We start from the raw sequence: 25,620 nt of genomic DNA, 5'->3' as shown, positions 1-25,620 counted from the left end.
CTGCTGCCGTGCCGTCCGATCGTGAGACCTCCGTCGAAGCGGAGTTCTCACGGGTGGTCGGCCGGTTCGCCGGTCCGGCCAGAGGCGCCGGACTGCTCGTGATCAGCGTTTTCGGCGTGCTCGCCACGCCGTCGGGCGCGCTCCCGCTGGCCTTCGGTCTGCTCGCGCTGGCCTTGGTCACCGCCGTGGCCGAGTACGTCGTGGGGAAGACGGGCCGGGGCAGGCCGCTGGCGTTCGCGCTGACCTTGGTACGCGCCGGGGCGATCTGCGGTACCCAGTTCCTGACCGCGCCCGAGGCGGGCGAGCTGAACCAGTGGGCGCTCAACGTGCTCACCCTCACCGCCATCACCCTCCAATGGGAATGGCCGCCGAAGATCACCGTGCCCGCCATCGCCTGCCTGCTGGCGATCGAAGTGGTGCCGCTCGGCTTCGAGGACGGCTTCTCGGTGGTCCTGCGAGTGCTCATCGAAGCCGGCCTCGCCCGCGGCGCCTTCCTCCTGCTGTCGCGGACCACGCGCCGGATCGACCACCTCCGCGAGCGCCAAGCCCGGCTGACGCGTGAGGAATCCCTTGCCGTGGAACGACGGCTGCAGGAACGGGAGTACCTGGCCGTGCTGCACGACACGGCCGCGGCCACCTTTCTCACCGTCGCCCAGCGCGGGGAAACGACCGATCCGGCCGAGGTCGCCGGCTACGCCCGTCGCGATCTCGCGATCCTCACCGGCGAATCCGGTCCCGGCAGTGTGGTCGACCTCGAGACGTCGTTGCGCGGCGTGCTCGCGCAAACCCCGGTGAAGGTCGAGACGCACTGGTCGCCGGTCGCGCCGATCCCGGCGTCGGCGGCGCTCGCGCTGGTCCGCGCCGTACGCGAGGCGCTGGTGAACGTCGACCGGCACGCGGGTGTCCGCGAGGCCAGGCTGACGGTCGAAGACGGCGTCCGCGTGACCGTCCGGGACGAAGGGCGCGGTTTCGATCCGGCGAAGACCCCGGCGCAACGGCGAGGTGTCCGGGAATCACTCGTCGAACGCATGGCCGCGGCGGGCGGCCGGGCCGAAGTGACCTCCGTGCCCGGCGCGGGGACCACGGTGGAACTGGTGTGGCCGCATGAATGAGACCGCGGACCGCGTCCTCGGCGGCTGCCGGATCGCGGTCCTGCTCGCGACGGCGGCGATCCAGGTCGGGCTGAGCCTGGCCCGGCTGACCGACACCCCCGGCCGGATCGCGTACGCGGCGCTCGCCGGTGTGCTCGTCGTGGCGGCGTGGTGGGTGCTGCGCTGGAAGCCGGTCCCCTGGCCGGTCGCGTTCACGGGCGCGGTGGTGGTGCTCGCCGCGGCGACGGTCGCGGTCTGGACGCTGCCCCCGGAGCGGCTTTTCGGCGACGAGAACTGGGCGTCCGGTCTCGCCGGCTGGCATCTGCTGGTGCTGCTGATGGACCGCCCCGCGATCGCGATGGCCGCGCTCGTCCTCCAGATGACGCTCGCCGTCGTCCGGCAGTTCGGCGTGGAGCTCACGGATCGCGGCGAGATCGGCAGCGTGGTGATCGTCGCGCTCAGTGTGCTCACCTTCCAGGCCGCGACGCTGGCGCTGATCAGGGTGGTGAACCGGCGGGCGGGTGAAGCCGCGGAGGCCTCCGCCGAACGGGACCGCCAGGCCCACCGCAAGGCGCTCGCCGAGGAGCGGGAGGCCGACCAGCGGAACCGGTTCGCCGGGCAGCTCGGGGCCACCTTGCCGCTGCTGGCCGGGCTGGCCGACCGCACCCTCGACCCGCGTGACGACGAGGTCCGGCGGCGGTGCGCGCTCGCGGCCACGCAATTGCGGCGGCTGTTCGCGGAGAACGACGACGTCCCCGACCCGCTGCTGCACGAGGTCTCGGCCTGCGTCGATCTCGCCGAGCGGCGGGGACTGACGGTGACGTTGGCGGTCAGCGGTGAACCGGCGCCGGTCCCGACCACCGTCCGCCGCGAACTGACCGGTCCCCTGATGACCGCGCTGGTCGCCGCGCGGTCGCACGCCAGGGTCAGCGTCCTGCGCGCCGACGACGAGATCCGTGTCGCGGTGATCACGGACGGTGAACCGGGGGTGACGGCGAACGGATCGGGCGCCGTCGACGTCGAATGGCACGCACTGGGAGAACGATCGTGGATGGAGGCGAAATGGCGTTCGCGACCGAACTGACCGCGGTGGTCGTCGACGATCATCCGGCCGTACGGGCCGGGGTCGTGCACTGGCTGTCCTGCGGCACCCCGCCGGTGACCGTCGTGGCCGAAGGCGAGGACGTGCGGGCCGCGTGGATCGGCGAGGGCGCGCAGGCCGACGTCGTCATCCTCGACCTGCACCTCAACAGCACCACCCCGGCGATGGGTGATCTGCGGCGGCTCACCGAGGCGGGCCGTCGCGTCGTCGTCTACTCGATGCGGGCCGACGACGAGACCGTGCTGCAGTGCCTCGAACTCGGCGCGCTCAGCTATCTCACCAAGGCCGAGGGCGCGGAACATCTCCTCGAAGCCGTGCGCACCGCGGCGGCCGACCGGTCGTACACGCCGCCGTCGATGGCGGGTGCGATGGCCGGGGACCGCTCCGAACGACGGCCCGCTCTCTCGGCGCGCGAGACCGAGGTGCTCATCGAGTGGTTCCAGTCCGAGTCGAAGGACTTCGTGGCGCACCGGCTGGGGATCTCGCCGAACACGGTCAACTCGCATCTCGAGCGGATCCGGGTGAAGTACGCCCAGATGGGCAGGGAGGCCCCGACCAAGGCCGCGCTCGTCGCACGGGCGATCCAAGACGGGCTGATCGGCGTAAGCGATTTGTGACCGGTTGTGGTACGAACGGACCACTCCCGCCTCCCCCTTTACCGACTACGTTGCGTGACGAGCCACGAGTCCGAGGAGATCCATGAAGTCCGCCCTGATCGCCACCTGCTGCGCCGCCGCGCTCCTGCTTTCCGCCTGCGGCGGGGAAGAGAAGGGTGACAAGACCGTCCGGGCCGACGGCACCCTGGCGCCCGGCAGCACGCTGAAGGTCGGCGAACGCGCCGTCGTCCCGTTCAGTGACGCGAACAAGTCCGGCACGATCGCGATCACCGTGAAGTCGGTCGACCTCGGCCCGAAGGAAGACCTCGCCGAGTTCAAGAACAAGGGCGAAGGCATGCTCCCGGTCTACGTCCGGATGGTGATCGAGAACGTCGGCGGCACGGACCTCACCGACACTTCGGTGTCGGTGCGCGCGGTGGACCCGAACGGCAAGAGCACCAAGGTGATCCTGGCCAACAGCACCGCGGCCTGCAAAGGCGAGTCTGCGCCGGCGAACTTCACCACCGCGGGCGCGACCTACGAAACCTGCAAGACCGAAGGCGTCAAGGACGGCGGCGAGGTCGGCGGCGTGATCTTCCGGGAAGGCGACTACCAGGACGACCCGATCACCTGGAAGAAGTGAAAGCGCACCCATTAGGCCGATAAGCGTAACCGATTCGTGACCTGCTCTGGTGCGAATGGACCACACCGATGTACTCCGTCATCAACTACGGTGCGTGGCGAGAACGCCGGAGCAGGGTTCGGCGGGGAGTCCGAGGAGATCCATGAAGTTCGACCGTATCGCTCTGTCCGCCACCGGCTGCGCCGCCGCGCTGCTGCTTTCCGCCTGTGGCGGTGAGGAGAAGGGTGGCAGCCCGGCCCCCGCCCCGTCGCCCGCGCCGACGTCGGCCTCCGCGTCCTCGCCCGCGACCAGCGGCACCGTCCCGGTCTCGAACGCGGACGCCACCGCGCCCGGCACGGCGCTCAAGGTCGGCGAACGCGCCGTCGTCCCGTTCAAGTACGGCAAGGACAAGAGCGGCACGATCGCGATCACCGTCAAGGCGATCGAACTCGGCCCGAAGGAAGACCTCGCCTCCTACGGCGAGAAGGCCAAGGGCATGACGCCGGTCTACATCCGGATGACGGTGGAGAACGTCGGCGGTACGGACCTCACCTACAGCACGGTGCGGATGCGCGCGGTCGGTCCGGACAACAAGAGCACCGGCGTGATCATCACCGGTGAGACCACCGCTTGCCAGTCCGAGTCGGCGAAGAAGGACTTCAAGACCGCCGGCGCGACCTACGAGACCTGTGAGCTCCAGGCCATCAGGGACGGCGGCGAGGTCGGCGGCGCGGAATTCAACGATGGCGACGGGTACAAGGACGACCCGATCATCTGGAAGAAGTAGCCCGCAACGCGCGTGAAGGCCTCCTTCCCTCGGCTGAGCCGAGGGAAGGAGGCCTTCACGCGTTTCGCTGAGGCTGCGAGAGCCGGTCCTCCTGCGTAGCGTTGTCGTGATGGTCCACGTGCACCGGACGATCACCGTCCGAACCCCCGCCCAGACCGTCGTCGGCTATCTGCGGGACTTCGCGCACGCCGAGTCGTGGGACCCCGGCACCGTGTCCTGCACCCGCGCCGGCACCGGCCCGATCGCCGTCGGCTCGCAATGGCACAACGTGTCCGAGTTCCGCGGCAAGAAGACCGAGCTGACCTATCGGCTCGACCGGCTGGAGCCGGACCGGATCGTGTTCGTCGGCAGCAACAAGACCGCGACGTCCACCGACGACCTGACGATCTCCGAAGCGGACGGCACGACGACCGTCAGCTACCACGCCACCATCGAGTTCCACGGCCTGGCGAAACTCGCGGACCCCTTCCTCAAACGGCAGTTCGAGAAGATGGGCGACGACCTGGTTCCGGCGATGAAGGCGACCCTCGAAGCGCTTTGACCCGTGTCCATTGCCGGAACTCTCGTGATTGAAGCCGTGACACGCGTGTTTGGAGCCGGACCGCCTTCAATCACGCGAGTTCCGCCTTCAATCACGTGTGATCGCCGTCTAAGCACGCGTGATCGCCGGAACGGCTAGGCGCGGGGTGACCCGACGGGGCCGCTCAGGCGCCGCACCGCGTTCGCGCAGGCGAGGGACTCCAGGAGCGGGACCGTCCGTTCCCAGCCCAGGCAGGCGTCCGTGATGCTCAGGTCGGGCCGGGGCCGGGCGGAGCCGACGTCTTGCCTGCCGTCGGAGAGGTACGACTCGATCATCACGCCGGCCAGGGCGTCGTTGCCCGCCGAGATCTGGTCCGCCAGGTCGGCGACGACGACGGGCTGCCGGTTGTGGTCCTTGCCGCTGTTGCCGTGCGAGGCGTCGACGACGAGCCGGTGCGGCAGCCCGGCGGCGGTCAGCGCGTCGAGGGCGTCCGCGACCGCGTGCGCGTGGTGATTGGGTTTCGGGCCACCGCGCAGGACGAGGTGCGCGTCCGGGTTTCCGGCGCTGCGCTGGATCCGCGGCCGTCCGTCGGCGGCGGCGCCCGGGAAGACGTGCGGCAGCGCGGCCGACCGGACCGCGGCCACGGCGGTGTCCAGCCGCCCGGACACGCAGTTCTTCATGCCCACCGGCATCGGCAGCCACGACGCCAGCTGCCGGTGCGGCTGGCTGGCGACGGTCCGCGCGCCGATCGCGCCCCAGCTGACGGTGTCCGCGAAGTACGGCGCCAGGAACGGATCGACGAACTCGTACGCCAGCGGCAGCCCGGTCGCGGCGGCGTCGTCCAGGAACCGCCGTCCGATCCGGACGCCGGACGCGAGATCGCCCTTGCCGTCGAGGGTGGGGTCGGGCACGAGGCCGGTCCAGCCCGCGATCGTCCGCGGTTTCTCCAGGTAGGCACGCAGGACCACGACGAGGTCGTCGGCGAACCGGCGCGACGCCTCCGCGAGCCGGTGCGCGTAGTCGAGCGCGCCGTCGGTGTCGTGCACCGAACACGGGCCCACGACGACGAGCAGCCGCGAGTCGCGCCGCGCGAGGACGTCGGCGACGGTCTCGCGGTGCCGGATGATCTCCTCCGGCACGAAGCCGCTCGTGGCCACCTCGGCCGGGCTGGGCAGCTGGTCAAGCATCCGCATGACCTTTCTCCTTGTCGGGGGCGGCTTCTCCGGCCCGGGGCAGCCGCGTCGCACCGGCCACCGCCACGACGGCGAGGCCGAGAACACACCAGAACGCGTCGGCGAAGGCGGCGGCGACATCCGGGCCGCGCGCGGCGAGCCGGGCCTGCAGCACCACGGCCAGCACCGCGGTGCCGATCGAGCCGCCGAGCGTGTTGAGCAGATTCAGCGCCCCGGCCGCGCGGGGCAGCCGGGCGGGTTCGACCCGGCGGTAGACGATCGTCATCACCGGCGCGCCGATCAGCGCCGCGCCGAAACCGCGCAGCAGCAGGGAAACCACGATCACCCAGTCCGGGAGACCCAGGCCGAGCCGGGTGAACGGGGCGGTGCCGAGGGCGACCAGCCCGATCCCGCCGAGCACCAGGGTGCGCGGCGCGATCCGGTCGACGAGCCGGTTCACCAGTAGCGAACCGGCCGCCGCGCCGATGCCCTGGGGCACCAGCAGCAGTCCGGTGTCCCAAGTGGACAGTCCAGGACCGCGCTGGAGATAGAGCGGGAGCAGGAACATCGTGCCGAACACCGACGCGCCGAGCAGCACCAGCGCCAACGCGGCCACTCCGAACGGCGGCTTGGTGAACAAGCGCGGATCCAGCAGAGGCGCTTCGGCCCGCAGACCGTGCCTCACGAACGCCGCCAGCATCACGACGCCGAGCACGACGGCGATCCCGGCGACCAGCGGTGTCCCCTGGTCGAACCAGGTGAGCCCGAAGACCAGGACGGCCAGCCCCGGCGAGAGCAGCAGCGCACCCCGGAAGTCGAAACGCTCGCCCTTGCCCCCGGCTTCGCTCTCGGGAACCCAGCGCCGGGCCAGGAAAACCGCGACCACACCGATCGGGAGGTTGACGTAGAACAGCCACGGCCAGTCGGCGACCGCGAGGATCGTGCCGCTCGCCAGCGGGCCGAGCACCGGCGACAAGAGCGGCACGAGCCCGACGACGGCGATCACGCGGCCGATGCGGTCCCGTCCGGCGGCCCGCGCCAGCAGCGCCTGGCCGGTCGGCGGGAGCAGACCACCCGCGAGTCCTTGCAGGACACGGAACGCGATGAGCGCGGGCAGTGTCGTCGCCAGCGCGCACAGCAGCGACGCCAGCAGGAACACGACGACGGCGGTGAGCCAGACGCGACGGCCGCCGAACCGGTCGGCGAGCCAGCCGGACGCCGGCACGGCGGTGACCACGGCCAGCAGATACGCCGTCGTCACCCATTGGACACCCGTGACCGGCGCACCGAACTCGTCGGCGAGGGTGTCGACGCCCACCGAGACGATCGTACTGTCCAAAGTGGCCATGAAGGTGCCGAGCACCAGCACGGCCGCCGTGCGCCACAGCGCGGCGTCGATCGGGCGCGCGGTCACCGCTCCCCCACGAACCCGGCGGCGTCGCCGTCGAGCCAGGACGGCAGCTTCCGGAGATACCCGACCAGGTCGTCGGCGAGCGACCGGGCGTCGGCCTCCCTCGCGTACAGAACACCCTCCCAGCCTTGCTCGCCGGGAACGACCGTGACGCTCATCGGGTGATGCGTGCGTTCGCGGAACCTCGTCCCGGTGACGGTCAGGCCGGGCGCGGGTTCGCGCAGCTTGGCCGGGTCGACCGGGTAGTTCTCGAAGACGAGCAGGCTGTCGAACAGCCGCTCGCGCCCGGCCAGTGACGCGAGTTCCGCCAGTCCCATCCGGTGGTGCGCGGCCATCGCCTGCTGCCGTGCCTGCAGATCGGCGAGTGCCTCGGCGACGGTTCCGGTGAACCGGGCCCGGACCGGGACACTGTTCGCCAGCAGGCCGATGATGTCTTCGACACCGTCCACATCGGACGTCCGGTTCGAGGTCATCACCCCGAAACTGACGTCGGGACGTCCGGCATGGGTCGCGAGCACGGCCGCCCACGCACCCTGCAGCAGGGTGTTGACGGTGAGCCCCCGTGCCGCACCCAGCTTGGTCAGTTCCGCGACCAGCCGACCGTCCACAGTGAACAGGGCAGGATCGGCGGAACCACCGGAACGCGGCAGGTGGACGCCTTCCGGCAGGCCGTCGAGTTCCTTACGCCAGGCCCGGACATCGGCGGAGTGATCGGCCGCGGCGAGCAGGCGCGTGTACCGCGTCGGCGGCACCGGCTCCGACAACGGCTTCCCCGCGTACAACGCGAACAGTTCGCCGAGGATGCGCGGTGCGGACCAGCCGTCGGACAGCAGATGGTGGCTGGTCAGCACGAGCGTCTGAGTGCCGTGCCTCAGGACGGTGACCCGCCACAACGGACCGTGCGCCAGGTCGAACGGTTCCGCGAGCTCCTCGTCCAACGCAGCGTCCACTTCGGACACTTCGCGCACACGGAAACCGGCCTGTGGCTTGGCGGGGATCACCTGGACCTCGTGCGACGGCGGGAACACCGCGCCCAGGTTCGGCTGCCGTCGCACCAGCGCGTCCGCCGCCGACCGCAGCGCCTCGACGTCCAGATCGCCGGACAGCGTGAACGCCGCCTGCACCCGATACGGATCCTCGTCCGCGGCCCGGGATTCGCGCAGGATCACCTCCTGCAACGGGGTCAGCGGCATGATCTCGCCGGGCCCCGGGACGTCGGCGGCGAGACCGTCCAGCTCACGCCGGAAATGCTCGCCCAGCACGACGATCTCGTCCTCGGTGAACAGCGCGGACGGCCAGGTGAAGCGGACGCCGAGCGTGCCGCCGCCGGGGACCATCGCGTTCACCGTCAGCGCGTACGGCAGCGGCATCTCCGCGCCGCCACCCGAACCGAGCGGATCGGCGTCCGGCGGGCGCTGCCACAGGGTCTCCTCGACCGGTGGGGCCGGGAAGCGGCCGAGGTAGTTCCAGGCCACCTCCGGCCGCGGGCCGTCGACATCCAGAATCCCGTGCCCGAGCCCGTCCCCCGCCGCGCGCAGGTGATCGCGCACCGCGCGCAGCGCGTCCGGCACCAGTCCGGACGGCGGTGCGATCCGCGCCGGATGCACGGCGGTGAACCAGCCGGCGGTCTGGGCCAGGTCGACCGTGCCCGCGAAATCCGGGGTGTGTCCCGGACGTCCGTGGCTTTCGACGGCGACGAGCAGATCGGCGCCGGTCCCCCGCCAGGCGGCGACGGCGCGGGCGAGCGCCGTCAGCAGCACAGTGTCCGGTCCGGTGCGGTAGGCCGTCGGCAGCGCGGTGAGTACGGCGTGGGTCGTGCCCTCGCCGACGTCGACCCGGTGATGCCGCGCGGTCGCCACGGTATCCCGCACCGGATCGAGCCTGGTCCGGCCGAGCGTGCTCACCGGCGCGGCGGCGACCCCCTGCCAATGCCGCATTTCGTCCTCTCGATGCGGGGCGGCCGCGCGCAGCGACCGCGCCCAGCCCAGGAACGACTGGCCGCGCCGGTGCAGGGTGTTGCCGTGGAAGGCCTGTTCGACGTCGTCGAGCAGGACACGCCAGGTCACCGCGTCGGCGACCAGGTGGTGCGCCACCAGCAGCAACCGGCCGGGCCGGTCCTCAGCGTCCGCCAGCACCGCCCGCACCAGTGGTCCGGTGCGGGGGTCCATCCGCGCGACGATCTGCTCGATCTGGGCGTCCAGCGCCGCGCGAGGATCACCGGAGAGGCGGACGGCGGTGAGCACGTCGGCACCGGTCACGGCACCGACGTCCGGGACGCGCAGCGCGTCCTCGACCAGATGCGCGCGCAGGACGTCGTGGCGGGCGAGAACGGCGTCGAGCACCGCGATCCAGCGAGGAACGTCGTCCGCCGAAGGCACGCAGATCTCGACCCACTGGCAGTACCCGTCGGCCGCCTTTCCCGCGCGCCGCAGCAGATCCCTCATGATCGGCGTGAGCGGGGCGTCGCCGACCGCGGGGGCTTCCTCAGCCCGTTCGGGTTCTCCGCAGCGCGCGGCGATCCCGGCGACCGTGCCGCCTTCGAGGACGTCGCGCGCGGTCAGGTGCAGCCCTTCACGGCGGGCGCGGGAGACCACCCGCAGCGAGGCGATGCTGTCGCCGCCCGCGTCCAGGAATCCGTCGTCGAGGCCGACGTCGGGCCCCAGCAGCTCGCGGACCACCCGCAGCAGCACGGCTTCCGCCGGGGTCGCGGGTTCCCGGCCGCCGTCGGAGCGGGCTTCCGGCGCGGGCAGCGCCGCACGGTCCAGTTTGCCGCTCGGGCCGAGCGGAAGCCGGTCCAGCGGCACGAACGCGGTCGGCACCATGTACGCGGGCAGTTCGGCGGCGAGGTATTCGCGCAGTGCGACGGGATCGGGTTCGGCGCCGTCCACGGGGACGACGTAGGCGACCAGCCGGTCCTCGCGCACGATCACCGCGGCGGCGCGCACGTCGTCGTGCGCGGTCAGCGCGGCCTCGATCTCGCCGAGTTCGATCCGGAACCCGCGCAGTTTGACCTGGTGGTCGGCGCGGCCGAGGAAGACGATCTGCCCGTCCGGGCGCCAGCGGACCAGGTCGCCCGTGCGGTACATCCGCTCCCCCGGCGGCCCGAACGGATCGGCGACGAACCGTTCCGCGGTCAGCGCCGACCGGCCCACGTAGCCCTGCGCGAGCTTCGGCCCCGCCAGGTACAACTCGCCGGTGACGTTCGTGCCGACCGGGAGCAGACCACCGTCCAGCACGTACGCACGGACCTCCGGGTCCGGACGGCCGATCGGCAGCGGACCCGGGTCGGCCGGGTCGTAGTGCCAGGTGACCGAGTTGATGGTGACCTCGGTCGGCCCGTAGGCGTTGAACAGCGCCCGCCGGTTTCCCCAGCGCCGCGCCAGTTCCGGGTCGAGCCGTTCGGCGCCGACGACGAAGAACACGTCCGGGTCGACGGTCGCGTCGTCGGGCATAACCGAGAGGAACGACGGCAGCAGGTTGAGCCCGGTGACGCGATGTTCGGCGGCGTACGCAAGGAGGTCGTCGCCGGAGACCCGCACCTCCTCCGGTGCGATCACCGACGTGCCGCCGGACAGCAGCGGCAACATGAACTGCCAGAACGCGACGTCGAAACTCGTCGAGGCGAAATGCAGGTATCGCTCGGCGGTCCCGATCCCGACGATGTCTTCCTGCAACGCGATCAGGCTCGGCACGCCGCGATGCGGCACCGCCACGCCTTTGGGTTTGCCGGTGGTGCCCGAGGTGTAGATGACGTAGGCGATCGCGTCCGCGCACGAGGGCACGGCCGGATCCGAGTCCTCAGTGGACAGTTCGGCCGGGTTGATCACCGGAAGACCTTCGACGTCCGAAGTGGACACGACGGCGGCGGGCCGGATGTCGCCCAGCATGTAGGCGAGCCGGTCTGCCGGGTAGTCCGGGTCCATCGGCACGTGCACCGCACCGGCCTTGATCACGCCGAACAGCGCGACCACGAGGTCGACGTCGCGGCGCAACAGGACCGCGACCGGGTCCTGCGGTTTCACCCCGGCGTCGATCAGGGTGTGCGCGAGCCGGTTGGCGCGACGGTCCAGTTCGGCGTAGGTCAGGCTCCGGTCGCGGCACACGACGGCTTCGGCGTCCGGCGTCTCCCGGACCCAGCGGCCGAACTCCTCCAGCATGCCGCCGCGTTCACGCTTCGGTTCCGGTCCCTCACCGAGACGCAGCATCGCGCGTTCTTCCTCGGCGTCGAGCGCGCGCAGCCGGGAGACCGGCCGCGCCGGGTCGGCGACGATCTCGTGCAGCACCGCCCGCAGCCAGCGGCCGTAGGACTCGGCCTCCGCGCGGGTGAACGCCTGCGGCTGGTACCCGAGGCCGATCGTGAACTCGTCGCCGGGCAGCACGATCACCGTGAGCGGGTAATGCGTCGCGTCGGTGATGTCGACGCCGACGAGGTCGAGGCCGGGTGCCAGCGTGGTGCGGGCGCGGCTGGAGAGCGGGAAGTTCTCCATCACCAGCATCGTGTCGAACAGGTCGCCGACGCCCGCCGCACGCTGGATGTCCGGCAGGCCGGCGTGATGGTGATCGGTGAGCCGGACGCTTTCGGTGTGCACGCGTTCCAGCACGGTGGCCGCGGTGTCGGCGGCGTCGAACCGCACGCGCACCGGGATCGTGCTGCCCAACTGGCCGATCATGCGCTCGACGCCCGGGACGTCGGCCGGGCGGCCGGAGACCGGGCAGCCGAAGACCACGTCGCGGCGGCCGGTCAGCCTGGCGAGCAGCACTCCCCAGGCGGTCTGGAACACCGTCGTCGGGGTGATGCCGCGTTCGCGGGCGAAGGCGCGCAGCCGCTCGCTGAACTCACCGCCCAGTTCCACGGTGACGCGTTCCGGACGCTCCACAGTGGACTCGACGCTCGCCGGAGCGAGCCGCGTTCCTTCGTCCAATCCGGACAGTGCCTCGCGCCACGCTTCCAGCGCGGCGTCCGGGTCGCGTTCGCCGAGCACCCGGTGGTACTCCGAGAGCGGGGGCGCGACCGGGGCCGCCGGGCCGCCGCCGAGTTCGGCGTAGGTGGCCAGCAGCGTGCGGCCGACCAGCGGCATCGACCAGCCGTCGAGCAACGCGTGGTGATTCGTGAGCACCAGGCGGTGCTCGTCCGGGCCGAGCGTCAGCAGCAGGAACCGGATCAACGGCGGGGTCGCCGGATCGAAGGGACGGGCGAGTTCGGTGCGGCATTCGGCGTCGACCTGGTCCGGCGAGACATGCGCGAATCGCCAGTCCAGTGTGACGTCGGCGGGCACCACCTGGACGACCTCGCCCGCGTCGGTGGTGTGCAGGTGGACGCGCAGCGCGGGATGCCGCCGCAGCACTTCCGCCGCGGCCTCGCGCATGCGGTCCGCGTCGAGCGCCCCGCTGAGCAGGGTGACGGCCTGGACCACGTAGACGTCGGTGTCTTCGGTGCCGCGCGCCAGCGTGTGGAACGAAAGCCCGGTCTGCAGTGGGGTCGAGGGCAGGACGTCCTCGATGCGGCCCAGGCGTTCGAGCGCGTCGATGTCGGTCTGGCCGAGGCCGACCAGCGGGAGATCCGACGGCGTGAGCCCACCGCCGTCCGGACCGATCCGGGCGGCGTACGCGGCCATCGCTTCCAGCGCGAGTGACCACGATTCTTGAAGCGCGGCAACGCTTTCCTCAGACAGAACGGCACCGGCCGCGGTCCATTCGACGGCGAGGTGCGGACGGCCGTCCTCGCGGACGAAGCAGTTCAGCGCCAGCACCTGTTCCAGCGACTTGGCGTCCGGTTCGGTGACCGCGAACGGGTCCTCCTCCGGCAGCCGCCAGCCGGTACCGGGCAGGGCCGCGAACCGGCCGAGGTAGTTGAGGACGACGTCCGGCGGCGGGACGGCGGCGAGTTCGTCCCGGGTGAGCGGGTCGAGGTACCGCAGGACCCCGAAGCCGACACCGTTGTCGGGAACCGCGCGTTTGGCCTCTTTGGCGGCCCGCAGCAGCTCTCCGGCCGCCGCCACGCCGGCGGGAACGCGCACGGGATACTCGGCGGTGAACCAGCCGACGGTGCGCGAAAGGTCCAGGCCGTCATGGTCGCGGCCGTGCCCTTCGAGCGACACCGTCTCGGCCTCGACCGGGGCATCGCGCCAAGACCGCAGAGCCAGCACGAGCGCGGCGAGCAGGACGTCGTCCGGTCCGGCGCGATAAGCCGCGGGCAGCGCGGTGAGCACCGCTTCGGTCTGCTCCGGGGTGGCGAGGGTGACCGATCGCCGCGCGGTCGCGACCGTGTCGACGCCGCGGTCGAGCGGACGGTGGCCGAGGCGCGGACCGTCGAGCGCGCCACGCCAATGGTCGAGTTCGCCCCGCCGGGCACCGGAAGTGCCTTGCTCGGCAAGGAGAAGCGCGTGCCGCCGCCACGACGTCCCGACCGGGTCGAGCGGTTCACCGGCACAGGCCGAACGCAGATCCGGCAGCAAAACCCGCCACGAGACACCGTCGACCGCCAAGTGGTGCAGCACGATGACGAGGTGATCCGGCAGCAACGCCACCTTGAGCACCCCGGCCCGGAGGTCCAGGGACTCCGCGAGTCGCGCCGCGACCTCGGCCGGTTCGCCGGTCGTCTCGATGACCACGTCCGACGCCTTCACCGCCCCGCGTTCCCGGACCCGCATTTCGTCCTCTAAATGCAGACGGAGGGCGTCGTGGTGGTCCAGCAGCGTTTGCACGCCTTCGGCCAGCAGGGCGGGCGGAAGGTCCTCATCGAGCCGGACGGCGGTCCACTGAGTGTAGCCGGCGATGGTCGTGACGTCCGGATGCGAATCGAGCAGCGCGCGGACGATCGGCGGTGCGGGCACCACGCCGGCCGGCTCGTCCGGCGGGGCGGCCAGGGCACCGATCTCCGCGCTCGCCGCCGCCAGCGCCTCGAAGCTGCGGCGGGCCAGCAGGTCACGCGGGCGCAGGTCGAGACCGTGCGCGCGCAGCCTGCTGCTGACACTGATCGCGGTGATGCTGTCGCCGCCCAGCGCGAAGAAGTCGTCGTCGACGGCGACCTCGTCGACACCGATCACCTCGGCGATGGTGGCGCACAGCAGCCGTTCGCGATCGGTGGCCGCGACGCGTCCGGCCGCCGCGCGTGGGGCGGGCAGCGCCGGACGATCGATCTTCCCGTTGGGGGTCAACGGAAGCGTGTCGAGCACGACGACCGCGGCCGGCACGAGGTGTTCCGGCACCCGCCCGGCGAGCGCCGCGCGGACCTCGTCCGGCACGACCTCGCCGACGACGTAACCGACGAGCCTGGGCCCGCGCACCGCCGCGGCGGCCGCACGCACTCCGGGAACAGCTGCCAGTGCGGCCTCGACCTCACCGAGTTCGACGCGGTGTCCGCGCACCTTCACCTGGCCGTCGCGGCGGCCCAGGTACTCCAGCCCGCGGCCGGGCACCCAGCGGGCGAGGTCCCCGGTGCGGTACATCCGGTCGCCGGGCGCGCCGAACGGATCGGCGACGAATCGTTCGGCGGTCGCGCCGGGACGTCCGAGATAACCACGCGCCAGATGAGGTCCCGCCAGGTACAGCTCTCCCGGCGTTCCGACGGGCGCTGGACGCAACGCGGCGTCGAGCACCCGGACCGCCGTGCCCGGAACCGCGGTGCCGATGGTCGGTTCCCCGTCGTCCAGCCAGGATCCGGCACCGTCCACAGTGGCCTCGGTCGGGCCGTACATGTTGCGGGCGCGGACACCGGACTCGGCGACGCGTCGCCACAGCGCGGGCGGAGTCGCCTCGCCGCCGAGGACGAGCAGCGCGGGCGCGTCGGGGCCGTCGAGCAGCCCGGCGTCGACCAGCGGCGCCGCCATCGAGGGCGTGGTGTCGACGACGTCGATCCGGTCGCGGGCGAACGCGGCCAGCAGTTCGTCGGCGTCCCGCGCGACGTCGGTGCCGTAGACGTGGAGTTCGTGTCCGAACAGCAGCCACATCAGCTGGTCGAGCGCGGAGTCGAAGGCGAACGAGTAGGTGTGCGCGACGCGCAGCCGCCTGCCCGCGGTGCGTTCGGTCTCGGCGACCGTGGTCGCGCGGTGGTGGCGCAGCAACGTCGCGAGCCCGCCGATCCGGCCGAGGACGCCCTTGGGCCATCCGGTCGAGCCGGAGGTGAAGATGACGTACGCGAGATGCTCCGGATGGCGCGGAATCGCGAGCGGCGAAGAGTCCAGAGTGGACAGATTGGTGTCGCCGAGCAGGAGATGCGGCCCCGGCACGATTCCCGGGTCATCGGCCACTGTGAGCACCGCACCGGCTTCGGCGGCGAGTTCCCGCAGGCGTTCGACGGGATGCGCCAGGTCCAGCGGCAGGAAGGCGGCCCCTGCATCGAGCACCGCCAGCAGGGCGACGACGAGATCCGCCGACCGCGGCAGGGCCAGCGCGACGACGTCGTCCGCCCCGACGCCACGAGCCCGCAACGCCCGGGCGAGGCGGTGGACCCGCGTGACGAGTTCGCCCGCGGTCAGCCGTTCGTCACCGAAGACCAGCGCGGTGTGTTCGGGATCCAGCCGGTCGAGAAGTTCAGGTACGCCAAGGAGTTCACCCTCGGGTGCGGGCGTCGACCACGCCTCCAGCACCGCGTCCCGCTCCCCCGCCGGGATCAGATCCGCACCCGCGACCGCCGGGCCGTCCGGCTCGGTCAGCGCGGTGATCAGGCAGCGCAAGGCGGTCAGCTTGGCGTCGACCGCGGCCTGGTCGTGCGTCCGCGCGTCGACCTCGAACCCGAGCAGCAGCCCGCCGTCCGAGGTCGGCAGGACCGACAGTCCCATGTCCTCGGGCGGCCCGCCCGCGACATTGCGCATCGTGCCGTGCGAGCCCGCGAAGTCGAGCTTCAGGTCGAACGCCTTGAGATTGATGCCGCGGCCGTGCAGCAGCGCGCCGGCGCCGGGCACCGCGAGATCCTGCGGCACGTCTTCCCCGCGATACCGCTGGTGCGTGCGCATTTCCTTCAGCGCGCCCGCGACCCGCGCGGTCAGCTCGGCCGCCGAGTCCTCCGGGAGCACCGTGACCCGCAGCGGCAGCACGTTGACCGCCATCGCCGGAGTCCGCAGCGCCGCGCCCTCGCGGCACATCAACGGCATCGCGAACACGACGTCGGTCCAGCCGAGCACGCGGTGCAGGAACGCGGCGTAACAGGCGATCAGCGCGTCACCCCACGTCGTCCCGGCGCGTTTGCCCAGTTCACGAAGCCGGGCGACATCCGAAGCCGGCAGGATCGACCGGGCGGTGACCGTATGCTCGGGCGGGCCGGATGCGCTGCCGGCGTCGTCGAGATCCGGCAACGGCGTGAACCGCTCGCGCCAGTACTCGCGGTCCTGGGCGAACCGTTCGCTCTCGCGGTAGGCGCGATCGGCCTCGACGAGATCGGCGAACCGGGCGAACGTCGAAGCCGGAACGTCCTTGCCCTGCACCGACGCGGTGTAGCGGGCCGCGGTCCGGCGCGCGAGCATCGCCGCGGTGTAGCCGTCGAACACCAGGTGGTGCCCGAGCTGGGTGAACCACACCTGCGATCCGGACAGCCGCAGCACGAGGTGGGCGAACAACGGCCGATCCACCATCCCGCGGCAGGCTTCGGCGACCCGGCGGCGTTCGGCGTCCACCCGCTCGTGCGCGGCGGCGACCGGATCGGCCTCACCGCGCAGATCCACGACCTCCGGCAGCGGCAGCACGTCTTCCGACACGACCTGGCGCGGACCGTCCGGCGTCTCGAAAACGCGCAACCGCAGGCTGTCCGCCTCCTCGGCGGTCGCCCGGATCGCTTCGGTGAGCGCGGCGACGTCGACCGCCTTGTCGCCGACGATCTCGATGACATCGCCGACGACGTAGTAGGGCGAGTCGGGTTCGAGGCGCTGCGCGGTCCAGATCCCCAGCTGGGCACCGGTCAGGTTCAGCATGAAGGCACCACCATCGGGGTTCCGGTCACCGGGTCGGGCACGACGACGCTGGGGAGATCGAAGACCTCCTTCATCAGCTCCGCGTCGACGATGTCGGACGGCGCGCCCTCGGCGACGATCCGGCCGTCCCGCAGGGCGACGAGGTGATCGGCGTAGCGGCAGGCCTGGTTGATGTCGTGCAGGACGGCGATCACCGTGCGGCCCTCGTCGCGCAGGCGCGCCAGCAGGCTCAGCAACTGGTACTGGTGCGCGATGTCCAAAAAGGACGTCGGTTCGTCGAGCAACAGGTACGGCGTCTTCTGCGCCAGCACCAGCGCCACCCACACGCGTTGACGCTGCCCGCCGGAGAGCTCCTGCACCGGCCGGTCGGCCAGTCCCGCCACCCCGGCCGCGGTCATCGCGTCGAGCACCGCGCGTTCGTCCTCTTCGGACCAGGTGGCGAACAGCGACTGATGCGGGAACCGGCCACGCGCGATCAGCTGGCGGACGCGGACGTCCTCCGGCGCGACCGGATCCTGCGGCAGGAACCCGAGCTCCCGCGCCAAACCCTTGCCGGGAAAGGAACCCACGTCCTTGCCGTCGAGAAGGACCTCGCCGTCCGACGGGCGCAGCAGCCGGACGAACGCGCGCAGCAGGGTGGACTTGCCGCACGCGTTCGGTCCGACGACGGCGGTGAACGCGCGGTCGGGCACGTCGAGGCTCAGCCGGGTCGACACGACCCGGTCGCCGTAGCGCAGGGTCAGGTCCCGAGCGGTCAAGCGGGCACTCATATGCGCCGAACCTCCTTGGTGAGCAGCCAGATCAGGTAGCCGCCGCCGATCACGGTGCTGACCACACCGACCGGCAGCGATTCCGGCGCGAGCAACATCTGAGCGGCCAGGTCGGCACTGGTGAGCAGTACGGCGCCGGTGAGGGCGGCGGGCAGCAGGGCGATACCGGGCGTGCGGGCCAGCCGCCGTCCGATCTGCGGTGCGGCCAGCGCGATGAACGCGATCGGGCCCGCCACGGCGGTGACGGTGGCCGTGCAGCCGACCCCGATCAGCACCAGGACCAGCCGCAGCCGGTCCCAGCGGACCCCGGTGGTGACCGCCAGCGCACCGCCGAGCGCGGCCTGGTGCAGCGCCGGCGCCCTGGTGAACAGCACGACGAACAGCACCGCGAGCACCGCGAACGGGATGGCGACGTCGTCCCAGCCGACCCCGTTGAGGGAACCGGCGTTCCAGCCGACGGCCGCGATCGCGATCTCGAGTTCCGCGCGCAGCACGATCCACGAGTTGAACGCCATCAGCATCGCGTTGATCGCGATCCCGATGACGATCAGCCGCAGCCCGGACAACCCGCCACCGAGCGACAACGCGTAGACGATGGCCGCCGTGATCACGCCGCCGAGCACCGAACCGATGGTCAGCTGCGTCGACGTGCCCGAGAGCACGGTGATCGCGAACAGCGCGCCGGTGTACGCACCGGCGTCGAGACCGATCACGTCCGGGCTGCCGAGCGGGTTGCGGGTGACGTTCTGGAAGATCGCGCCCGCCAGGCCGAGCGCGGCACCGAACACCAGCCCGGCCAGTACCCGGGGCAGCCGCCATTCGCGGATGACCACGCCCGGCCCGCCACCGGAACCGGTGAGCGCGGCGAACACGCGGGCGGGGCTCGCCCACGCCGCGCCGTAGCAGAGCCCGAGCAGCGTCAGGCCGGCGATGACCCCCAGCATCGCCACGAAGAAGACGAGGGTGCGGCGTTCCATCCGGGCGGAGAACCGCCCGCGCCGCAGGACGAGTGTGTTCACAGCGGCGCCGCCCCGTATTTGCGGACGGCCCAGATCAGCACCGGGCCGCCGAGGAACGCCGTCACGATCGCCACCGGCACCTCACCGGTCGGCAGCAGGACCCGGGAGCCGACGTCCGCGGCCAGCATCAGGACCGGGCCGAGCAGCGCGGCGAACGCGATCAGCCACGGGATCGACGCGCCGGCCACCCGCCGGGCCAGATGCGGCACGATCAGCCCGACGAACAGGATCGGCCCGGCCAGCGCGGTCGCCGCACCCGCCATCAGCGTGATCAGCAGCAGGGTGACCGTCCGGACGCGCGCGACGTTCGCGCCGAGCGTATGCGCGACCGTCTCGCCGAGCGCGATCGCGTTCAGCTGGCGGCTCACCGCGAACGCGCCCAGCAGGGACAGGCCGATGACGATCAGCGGGACCGTGGTCGGCGCCTGTTCGCGACCGGCCAGCGAACCCACCGACCAGAACCGGTAGACGTCGAAGGTGTCCGGGAACAGCAGCCGCAGGCCGAGGGTGAGCCCCAGCAGCACGGCGCTCAACGCGGTCCCGGCGAGTACGAGCCGCAACGGCGACTTGCTGCCGACCGCGTACACCAGCGCCGAAGCGCCGACCGCGCCCAGCACCGCCAGACCCAGTTCGGCGGGCGCCGACGCGGCCAGGCCGAACGAAGAGCCCACCGCGATGGCGAACCCGGCCCCGGCGGTCACGCCGAGCACGCCGGGTTCGGCCAAAGCGTTGCGCGACAGGGCCTGCACGAGCACGCCGCCGACGGCGAGCGCCGCGCCGACCCCGATCGCCAGCACCGCCCTCGGCATCCGGATGTCCAGGACCACCGCCCGGTCACTCGGATTCCCCTCGCCCAGCAGGGCGCGCACGACCTCGCCGGGGGCGATGGCGTGCGCGCCGATGCCGACGCTCAGCACGGCGACCACGACGAGCCCGAGCAGTGCGGCGCCGAGCAGCGCGGACCGCCCGGTGGTGGTCACTGCTTGAGCAGCGGCGCGAACGCCTGGTCGACGGCGTCCAAAGTGGACGTCGCGGCCCGGTAGGTGGCGGCCTCGGTGAAGCGGAACGGGTAGACCTTGCCCGCCTTCACCGCGGGGAGTTCCTTCCACAGCGGCGAGTCGAGGACGTACTTGACCGGCGCGGGCACGGAACCGTCGGCGGCGACCGAGTAGGTGATCGCGTCGGCCTGGGCGAACGCGGTCGACAGTTCCTCGATCGACGGATACTCGCTGACGTCCTTCGAGCCGCCGCCCTTGACCTTGACCTGGCCGTAGTACGTGGCACCGATGTCCTGCGCGATGTTGGTGCCCCAGGAACCGTTGAACTCACGCTGGAAGTTGCCCTTGGCGACCTCGCCGTAGGCACCGACGTGGCCCAGCTTCAGCTGCGGCACCACGGCCTTGTACTTCTCGGCCAGTGCCTTGGCCTTGGTGTCGTACGCCGTCTTCAGCGCGTCGAATCCGGCGGCCGCACCGGCGGCGTCGGCCTGCTTGCGCGACAGCTCACGCCACATCGACGGAACCGACGGGCCGATCGCCACGACCGGCGCGATCGCTTCGAGGCGTTTGATGTCGATGTCGGCGAGCACCGGCTTCGGCACGCCGATCACGATGAGATCCGGATCCGCCTGCGCGATCGCCTCGTAGTTCGTCTCCGACGCCGACTCGCCCGCGACCTTCGCCAGCTCGTCGTACTTCTTGCGCTCCTGCTCGTTGAACAGCGGGATCCCGCGCTTCCAGCTGGACACCCCGACCAGCGGCGCGCCCGCTTCGAGCAGGGCGGGCACGGCGTAACCGGTGGCGATGACGCGCTTCGGCGAGACCGGGATGGTGATCTGGCCGTTGTCGGCGGCGAACACCCGGGTCTGACCGCCGTCGGCGGCCTTGCCGTCTTCGCCCGCACCGCAGGCCGTGGCCGCGGTCACGACCGTCAAAGCGAGCGCGAGCGCTCCGGCGAGACGGCGGGTTCTTGTGGTGCGCATGGGTTTTCCTCGGTTTTCTTGGTGGGGATCAGTGGTCGTGCTCGTCGTCGAAGTCCGCGACGCCGCGTTTCCAGTAACCGGTCACGTCGTGGTCGTCCTTGCCGAGCCCGAGGTCGTTCTTGAGCCAGCGGCGCAGCGGTTTGATCTGCCCCGCTTCGCCGGCGACCCAGGCGTAGAGCCGTTCCCCGGTGGGGACCTCGATCGTCTGGACCGCACGGGCGAGAACGTCGGACGCGCCGGGCGCCACGTCGCCTCGATGCAGCCAGTGCACCTCGACGTCTTCGGGCGCGGAGAGCTCGATCTCCTCGCTCGCGCCGGTGACCTCGATGAACGCCCAGCCCGCGGCGGTACGCGGCAGTTCTTCGAGCCAGCGCGCGATCGCGGGCAGCGCGGTGACGTCACCGGCGAGCAGGTAGCGGTCGTAGTTGTGCGGCACGATCAGCCCGCCGGGCGGACCGGCGACGTGCACCGGCGTGCCGGGCGTGACCTTCTCGGCCCAACCGGAGCCGAGCCCGCCTTGGTGCAGCGCGACGTCGAGGTCGAGCTCCCCGGAAGCCGGGTCGTACCGGCGGACCGTGTACTCGCGCGACGTCGGCGACGGCTTCGGCCAGCGCAGCATGTCGCCGTCCTGCACCGGGAGCCGCGGCTCGGGGTCCAGTTCGGGGAACAGGATCTTCACGTGTTCGTCGGGCGAATGCGCCTCGAAACCCGCCGTTCCCGGTCCGCCGAGCGTGACCCGGAGCAGCCCGGAACCGATCATCTCGGTACGCAAGACCTCGGCCTGCCGGATGCGGATCGGATACGGAACCTTCTCCGCATGCCGTCCCGCACGGACCTCGGCGATGCGCTCCAGGTGCCGGTGGCGATGGTCGGCGCGGCTCACGTCGCGCTCCCGGTGAGGACCCGCGTCCAGTGGCCGAGGGTCGGCTGCTCGGCCAGGTCGGCGAATTCGAGCGTGTCGGCACCCTCGGTACGCCACTGCTCGACCAGGCCCATGATCCGCATCGAGTCGAGGCCGAGATCGGTCAGGTCGGTCTCCGGCTTCAGCTCGGCCGGGTCGCAGCCGAGCAGTTCGGCGACGTCGGCGTGGATCTTCTGGACGGTCAGGCTCATCGCTGTGCTCCCGCGTGGATGGGGGCCAGCGCGGCGAGCGCGGCGGCCGTGGTGGTCAGTGCGCCGCAGCGCTGGGCGACGTACTCGCAGGCCTGGTCGTGACGTTCGCGCGAGAAGTCCGCGACCGCGTCGCCGACCAGGAACGGCTGGATGTCGCGCATGAACGCCTCGACGGCGGTGGCCTGGCAGCCGATATGCGCGTAGACCCCGGTGATCAGCAGCTGATCCCGGCCCGCTTCGGCGAGCTGCTCGGTGAATGTGCTGCGCTGGAACGCGCTGTAGCGCCATTTCGTCAGGACCTTGTCCCCCGGCTGCGGGGCGAGCTCGGCCACCACGTCGGCCGCGGCCGGATCGTCGTCGATGACCGCGCCGATCCCGTCGCCCCAGAACTCGGTGAGCAGGCCGCGGTCCTCGGCGGCCTGGTGGCCGGGCTGCGCGGTGTAGAACACAGGGACCCCCGCGGCGCGGGCGGCATCGGCCAGCGCGGCGATGTTCGCGACCATCTCCGGGACCGGGGATCCCGCGTACGGCGCGAGAAAGTACCGCTGCGCGTCGTGGACCAGCAGCGCGGCACGGGCGGCGTCGGGTTTCCAGCCGACCCGTCCGGCGGGCAGCTCGGCCTCCGTCGGGAGGGCGTAGGGCTCGATCTTGGGCAGTGACACGTTCACTTCTCCTTCGCCAGGGCGGCCAGCGCCGCCCGCAGCTCGCGTTTGCTGGTCTTGCCGACACCGGTCACCGGGAACTCCGGCACCACCTGGACCAGATCGGGCACCTTGAACGCCGCGACCCCGCGCTCGCGGACGAACCGGCGCAGCTCCGCCGCGGCGGGCTCGGCGCCGGCAGCCGGGACGACGTACGCGCAGGTGCGCTCGCCCAGGTACGGGTCCGGCACCGCGACGACGGCGGCGTCGAGCACGCCGGGGTGGGCCATCAGGTGGTTCTCGACCTCTTCCGCGGCCACCTTCTCGCCACCGCGGTTGATCTGCTCCTTGGCCCGGCCGACCACTTCCAGATGTCCCGACGGATGCCGACGCACGAGGTCACCGGTGCGGTAGAAACCGTCCTCGGTGAACGCGGTCTTGTTGTGCTCCTCGGCGCGGTAATAGCCGCGGATCGTGTACGGCCCCCGGGTCAGCAGTGCGCCAGTCTCTCCCGGCGCGACGACATCGTCCGAAGTGGACAGTGGGTCGTCCGGGTTCACCACGCGGATCTCGTCGTCCGGCGAGATCGGCCGTCCCTGGGTGGCGAGGACGTACTCGTCCGGGTCGTCTAGCCGGGTGTAGCAGACCAGGCCCTCGGCCATGCCGAACACCTGCTGCAGACGGCACCCCAGCGCGGGTCCGATCTTCTCGGCCAGTTCACGGGCGCATTTCGCGCCGCCGACCAGCAGGACGTCCAAAGAGGACAGATCGCGGGTGGTCCGCGCGGCGGCTTGCGTCCACGCGGCGGCCAGCGGCGGCACGAGCCCGGTGATCGTCACGCCCTCGGCCTCGATGAGCCGGAACGCGGTGTCGGCGTCGGGACGCGGCGCGAACACCGTCGCCGCGCCCGCGTGCAGCGCGCCGAGCAGACCGGGCGAACTGAGCGGGAAGTTGTGCGCGACCGGCAACGCGGCCAGGTACACGCTTTCCGGGCGCAGGCCGCAGATCCGGGCGCTTTCCCGGACGCTGTAGAGGTAGTCGTCGTGCGTGCGCGGGATCAGCTTGGGCAGGCCGGTGCTCCCGCCCGACAACTGGAGGAACGCGACGCCCGCCGGATCGGGGTCCGGCAGGGCGCGCGGAGTCGCCGCTTCGAGCTCGGCGAATTCCTCCGTGCCGACGACGAAGACGTTGCGCACCGAGGGAATCTCGGCGGCGACCGCGCGTGCCATGGCCGCGTGGTCGAATCGTTCGTGTTCGCCGACGGTCAGGATCGCCACGGCCTCGCTCTGCTCGGCGAAATGCCGCAGGTCGCTCGCGCGGTGCGCGGGCAGCGCGAACACCGGCAGCGCGCCTGCCCGCCACAGTCCGAACACGACGGATGCGAACTCCGGCACGTTCGGCAGTTGCACGACGACCCGGTCACCGGCCTGGATCCCGGCTCCGGCGAATCCCGCGGCGAGCCGGTGCGCCCGCTCGTCGAGTTCGGCGAACGTCCAGCGGGCGTTTTCGCCGATCACGGCGAGACGCTCGGCGTAGGCCTCGGCGAGGCCGGTCAGCAGCTTGCCGAAGGTCTGGCCGCGCCAGTATCCCGAAGCCCGGTAGCGCGCCGCGGTTTCCGGCGGCCAGGGCACGTGGTCGGCGGTCATTCCACTCCCTCCAGACCGAGGGCCCGCAGCATGGTGCCGAATTTCGCGCCGGTCTCGGCGAGTTCGGCCGCCGGATCGGAACCCGCCACCACTCCCGCGCCGGCGAACAGCCGGACGGTCCGGTCACGGACTTCGGCACAGCGGATGGTGACGACCCATTCGCCGTCACCGTCCTGGTCGGTCCAGCCGACGAGACCCGCGTAATAGCCGCGATCCTCGGGTTCGAGCGCTGCGATGGTGTCGCGGGCGAGTCCGGTCGGGACACCGCAGACCGCCGGTGTCGGATGCAGTGCCTCGGCCAGTCCGAGCGCGGACGCACCGGCGTCGGTCACGTCGGCGAGCCGTCCGCTGATCTTGGTCGAGAGGTGCCACATCGTGGGCGTGCCGATCACCTCAGGTTCGGCGGGGACGTCGAGGTCGACGCAGAACCGGCCCAGCACTTCGGCCACCTGGGCGGCGACGTGCGCGTGTTCGTCACGGTCCTTTTCGGACGCCAGAAGATCCTTGATCCGCCGGGAGTTCCCGGCGTCGTCGGCCACTCGCGGCCGTGATCCCGCCAGCGGGTTGGCCGTGACGACGCGACCGCGGCGGGAGACCAGGAGCTCCGGGCTCGCGCCGATCAGGGTACGCGGCGCGGGATCCCCCGGCGCGCTGACGTCGACGGCGAAAGCGTGGGCGGCCGGGTCCGCGTGGACGAGGCGCGCCAGCAGCCGCGGCACGGCGACGGGGTCGCCGCCGGTGACGTCGAGGCAGCGGGCCAGCACGATCTTGCGGAGGTCGCCGTCGCGGATCTCCTCCAGCGCCCTCGCCACGGCAGTGGTGTAGACCTCCGGCGCGGGCCGCGGCGACACCGTCCAACTCCCGCCCAGCGGGGCGACCGGACCACTCGCCTTCGGTGGTCCCGCCTTGCGCACCAGGGCGGGCACCACCAGGCTGCTCGGCGCGTCGGGCCGGAATCCGATCGCGCCGGCGACGACGGGTTCGGTCACTCCCGCCACGAGAGCGGCGTCGAGGACTTCGGCGGCCGCGCGGGCACGCTTCCCGGGCGCCGCGTGGACCGGCGCGTACACGCCGTCGGCAAGCAGCGATCCTCGAGCGGACGAGTAGTAGAACGATCCGGGCAGATACGCCGCCAGCAGATCGGCCGCCTGGTGGACCGGCCTTGGTCGGGCCGGTGCAGGTGAGGACACGACTGGATTCCCTTTCGCGAATGCTACTGACCGAACAGGCGCCCGTGACACCCC

18 protein-coding genes are annotated in these 25,620 nt (G+C 71.7%); 6 read left to right on the top strand and 12 right to left on the bottom strand.

All coding sequences use genetic code 11. From position 1 onward, the window contains the following. The first annotated feature begins 8 nt into the window (after nt 1-8). From ACSMFO_RS00865 to ACSMFO_RS00840, 6 genes are all read left to right on the top strand, one after another. A complete protein-coding gene (locus ACSMFO_RS00865; RefSeq protein WP_436456375.1) occupies nt 9-1,112 on the top strand; it encodes a sensor histidine kinase in 1,104 nt (367 codons plus the stop codon). Then, the gene (locus tag ACSMFO_RS00860; protein ID WP_436456373.1) at nt 1,105-2,175 is read left to right on the top strand and encodes a histidine kinase; all 1,071 of its coding nucleotides are present in this window, start codon (nt 1,105-1,107) and stop codon (nt 2,173-2,175) included. The genes ACSMFO_RS00865 and ACSMFO_RS00860 overlap by 8 nt, the downstream gene beginning before the upstream one ends. Continuing rightward, a complete protein-coding gene (locus tag ACSMFO_RS00855) occupies nt 2,154-2,810 on the top strand; it encodes a response regulator transcription factor (RefSeq protein WP_350584294.1) in 657 nt (218 codons plus the stop codon). The genes ACSMFO_RS00860 and ACSMFO_RS00855 overlap by 22 nt, the downstream gene beginning before the upstream one ends. Before the next feature lie 82 nt (nt 2,811-2,892). Then, nucleotides 2,893-3,432, top strand: coding sequence for a hypothetical protein (locus tag ACSMFO_RS00850; protein ID WP_436456371.1), 540 nt, complete (start codon nt 2,893-2,895; stop codon nt 3,430-3,432). A 142-nt stretch (nt 3,433-3,574) separates the two neighbouring features. Further along, nucleotides 3,575-4,198 (top strand): hypothetical protein, encoded by a 624-nt coding sequence (locus ACSMFO_RS00845; protein ID WP_436456370.1) that lies wholly within the window; start codon nt 3,575-3,577, stop codon nt 4,196-4,198. 109 nt (nt 4,199-4,307) lie between these two features. Further along, on the top strand, nt 4,308-4,739 hold the full coding sequence (locus tag ACSMFO_RS00840; RefSeq protein ID WP_436456369.1) for an SRPBCC family protein: 432 nt from the start codon (nt 4,308-4,310) through the stop codon (nt 4,737-4,739). Nucleotides 4,740-4,873: 134 nt separating this feature from the next. Here the strand turns inward: ACSMFO_RS00840 and ACSMFO_RS00835 are convergent, their stop codons facing one another. Genes ACSMFO_RS00835 through ACSMFO_RS00780 form a run of 12 tightly spaced genes read right to left on the bottom strand, consistent with a single transcriptional unit; the run spans nt 4,874 to nt 25,566 of the window. After that, complete coding sequence (locus ACSMFO_RS00835) at nt 4,874-5,911, bottom strand: 3-deoxy-7-phosphoheptulonate synthase (RefSeq protein ID WP_038514440.1); 1,038 nt, start codon at nt 5,909-5,911, stop codon at nt 4,874-4,876. Next, complete coding sequence (locus ACSMFO_RS00830; protein ID WP_436456368.1) at nt 5,898-7,304, bottom strand: DHA2 family efflux MFS transporter permease subunit; 1,407 nt, start codon at nt 7,302-7,304, stop codon at nt 5,898-5,900. The genes ACSMFO_RS00835 and ACSMFO_RS00830 overlap by 14 nt, the downstream gene beginning before the upstream one ends. After that, nucleotides 7,301-17,206 (bottom strand): amino acid adenylation domain-containing protein, encoded by a 9,906-nt coding sequence (locus ACSMFO_RS00825; RefSeq protein WP_436456367.1) that lies wholly within the window; start codon nt 17,204-17,206, stop codon nt 7,301-7,303. The genes ACSMFO_RS00830 and ACSMFO_RS00825 overlap by 4 nt, the downstream gene beginning before the upstream one ends. After that, on the bottom strand, nt 17,200-17,976 hold the full coding sequence (locus tag ACSMFO_RS00820) for an ABC transporter ATP-binding protein (RefSeq protein WP_037336902.1): 777 nt from the start codon (nt 17,974-17,976) through the stop codon (nt 17,200-17,202). The genes ACSMFO_RS00825 and ACSMFO_RS00820 overlap by 7 nt, the downstream gene beginning before the upstream one ends. Beyond that, nucleotides 17,973-18,953: a FecCD family ABC transporter permease gene (locus ACSMFO_RS00815; protein WP_436457052.1), complete on the bottom strand. Its 981-nt coding sequence runs from the start codon at nt 18,951-18,953 to the stop codon at nt 17,973-17,975. The genes ACSMFO_RS00820 and ACSMFO_RS00815 overlap by 4 nt, the downstream gene beginning before the upstream one ends. Nucleotides 18,954-18,991: 38 nt before the next feature. Further along, entirely contained in the window at nt 18,992-19,975 is a 984-nt protein-coding gene (locus ACSMFO_RS00810; protein ID WP_038514450.1) for a FecCD family ABC transporter permease, read from the bottom strand. After that, nucleotides 19,972-20,976: an ABC transporter substrate-binding protein gene (locus ACSMFO_RS00805; protein WP_436456364.1), complete on the bottom strand. Its 1,005-nt coding sequence runs from the start codon at nt 20,974-20,976 to the stop codon at nt 19,972-19,974. Before ACSMFO_RS00805 ends, ACSMFO_RS00810 begins: the two co-directional genes overlap by 4 nt. Nucleotides 20,977-21,004: 28 nt before the next feature. Further along, on the bottom strand, nt 21,005-21,859 hold the full coding sequence (locus ACSMFO_RS00800) for a siderophore-interacting protein (protein WP_436456362.1): 855 nt from the start codon (nt 21,857-21,859) through the stop codon (nt 21,005-21,007). After that, the gene (locus ACSMFO_RS00795; protein WP_038514458.1) at nt 21,856-22,089 is read right to left on the bottom strand and encodes a phosphopantetheine-binding protein; all 234 of its coding nucleotides are present in this window, start codon (nt 22,087-22,089) and stop codon (nt 21,856-21,858) included. Before ACSMFO_RS00795 ends, ACSMFO_RS00800 begins: the two co-directional genes overlap by 4 nt. Continuing rightward, nucleotides 22,086-22,757, bottom strand: coding sequence for an isochorismatase family protein (locus ACSMFO_RS00790; protein WP_360133923.1), 672 nt, complete (start codon nt 22,755-22,757; stop codon nt 22,086-22,088). Before ACSMFO_RS00790 ends, ACSMFO_RS00795 begins: the two co-directional genes overlap by 4 nt. Next, the gene (locus ACSMFO_RS00785; RefSeq protein WP_436456361.1) at nt 22,754-24,376 is read right to left on the bottom strand and encodes a (2,3-dihydroxybenzoyl)adenylate synthase; all 1,623 of its coding nucleotides are present in this window, start codon (nt 24,374-24,376) and stop codon (nt 22,754-22,756) included. The genes ACSMFO_RS00790 and ACSMFO_RS00785 overlap by 4 nt, the downstream gene beginning before the upstream one ends. Beyond that, nucleotides 24,373-25,566 carry an isochorismate synthase gene (locus ACSMFO_RS00780; RefSeq protein WP_436456360.1) on the bottom strand — a complete coding sequence of 398 codons (1,194 nt, stop codon included), beginning with the start codon at nt 25,564-25,566 and terminating at the stop codon, nt 24,373-24,375. The genes ACSMFO_RS00785 and ACSMFO_RS00780 overlap by 4 nt, the downstream gene beginning before the upstream one ends. Between the last annotated feature and the right edge of the window lie 54 nt (nt 25,567-25,620).

This window comes from Amycolatopsis sp. w19 (assembly GCF_051373225.1).
In the GTDB taxonomy this organism is placed as follows: domain Bacteria; phylum Actinomycetota; class Actinomycetes; order Mycobacteriales; family Pseudonocardiaceae; genus Amycolatopsis; species Amycolatopsis japonica.
The sequence above is the reverse complement of the archived record's forward strand: the minus strand, read 5'-3'. Positions and strand labels throughout refer to the sequence as shown.

Excerpts from the sequence above, each read along its gene's own strand:
- ACSMFO_RS00860 (WP_436456373.1), top strand. The coding sequence starts at position 1,105 with ATGAATGAGACCGCGGACCGCGTCCTCGGCGGCTGCCGGATCGCGGTC.
- ACSMFO_RS00795 (WP_038514458.1), bottom strand. The coding sequence starts at position 22,089 with ATGAGCCTGACCGTCCAGAAGATCCACGCCGACGTCGCCGAACTGCTC.
- ACSMFO_RS00850 (WP_436456371.1), top strand. The coding sequence starts at position 2,893 with ATGAAGTCCGCCCTGATCGCCACCTGCTGCGCCGCCGCGCTCCTGCTT.
- ACSMFO_RS00825 (WP_436456367.1), bottom strand. The coding sequence starts at position 17,206 with ATGCTGAACCTGACCGGTGCCCAGCTGGGGATCTGGACCGCGCAGCGC.
- ACSMFO_RS00835 (WP_038514440.1), bottom strand. The coding sequence starts at position 5,911 with ATGCGGATGCTTGACCAGCTGCCCAGCCCGGCCGAGGTGGCCACGAGC.
- ACSMFO_RS00805 (WP_436456364.1), bottom strand. The coding sequence starts at position 20,976 with ATGCGCACCACAAGAACCCGCCGTCTCGCCGGAGCGCTCGCGCTCGCT.
- ACSMFO_RS00785 (WP_436456361.1), bottom strand. The coding sequence starts at position 24,376 with ATGACCGCCGACCACGTGCCCTGGCCGCCGGAAACCGCGGCGCGCTAC.
- ACSMFO_RS00815 (WP_436457052.1), bottom strand. The coding sequence starts at position 18,953 with ATGGAACGCCGCACCCTCGTCTTCTTCGTGGCGATGCTGGGGGTCATC.
- ACSMFO_RS00855 (WP_350584294.1), top strand. The coding sequence starts at position 2,154 with ATGGCGTTCGCGACCGAACTGACCGCGGTGGTCGTCGACGATCATCCG.
- ACSMFO_RS00820 (WP_037336902.1), bottom strand. The coding sequence starts at position 17,976 with ATGAGTGCCCGCTTGACCGCTCGGGACCTGACCCTGCGCTACGGCGAC.
- ACSMFO_RS00845 (WP_436456370.1), top strand. The coding sequence starts at position 3,575 with ATGAAGTTCGACCGTATCGCTCTGTCCGCCACCGGCTGCGCCGCCGCG.
- ACSMFO_RS00840 (WP_436456369.1), top strand. The coding sequence starts at position 4,308 with ATGGTCCACGTGCACCGGACGATCACCGTCCGAACCCCCGCCCAGACC.